This window comes from Rhodococcus sp. HM1, from assembly GCF_023218075.1.
GTDB lineage: Bacteria > Actinomycetota > Actinomycetes > Mycobacteriales > Mycobacteriaceae > Rhodococcus.
The window spans coordinates 1-791 of sequence record NZ_JALPTB010000184.1 but is presented as its reverse complement, the minus strand read 5'-3'; the positions used below and the strand labels follow the sequence as shown (position 1 = coordinate 791).

Below are 791 nucleotides of genomic sequence, written 5' to 3'. Positions count from 1 at the left end.
CGCGCCGGGCCCGGATGCCCACCAAGGTCCCCGTCGACGAGTGTTGCTGTGCCCATGGGATTCTCCTGTCAGTAGAAGCGGGTGGTGACGAAGATGGCGCCGCCGGCACCGTTGCCGCCGTTGCCCGCGAAACCGATTTCGTAGTGGCCGCCACCGCCACCCGGGGCGCCGGGCCAACCACCGGGGCCCCCATTGCCTCCGTTGCCTGCCCCGTTCTTTCCGTTTCCGCCCGAACCTGCGGACCCTAGGCCGAGCTGCCCGACGAGGGCCGACACGCCGGGCAGGCCGTGGTCACCGGTCGCCAGAATGTTCGCGATCGGAGCACCGGGTGCGAACGGACCGTCCCCACCCGGTGTGGGCACGCCGTTACCGCCAGCGATCGCGAGGGATGCACCGTTGCCTCCGCGAATGTGGAATGTGAAGTCGTGCAGCGGGTCGACGGCCGCGCCGTACGTCTGATTGATAGACGACCCACCGGTAGCGGCGATCAGGTCACCGAAGCTGGACAGGCCACCGTCTGCGCCGTGCCCGCCGTCCGTCGTGGCGCCGGCGCCGCCCGGGCCGACCGTGCACAGCACCGACTCAGGTACGTCTGCCGCGTCGAACTCCCAAATCGCCCAGCCGCCCGAATAGCCGCCCAGTCCGCCGCGGCCGTATCCGCCGTTTCCGCCGTTGTTGCCGCGGCCCCCACCGGACGCCCCGCCGATCACCACGACCCTGATGAACTTCGCGTCCGTGGGCTTGTACCACCAGTCCGTCGAACTGTAAGTGGCGAGTTGGGCCTGCATGTT

The 791-nt window shown here is 69.5% G+C and carries 1 pseudogene; it reads right to left on the bottom strand.

The features are described from left to right. Positions 1-68: 68 nt before the first annotated feature. Positions 69-791 (bottom strand): annotated as a pseudogene (locus M1M07_RS32320) (hypothetical protein); the annotation flags it as partial.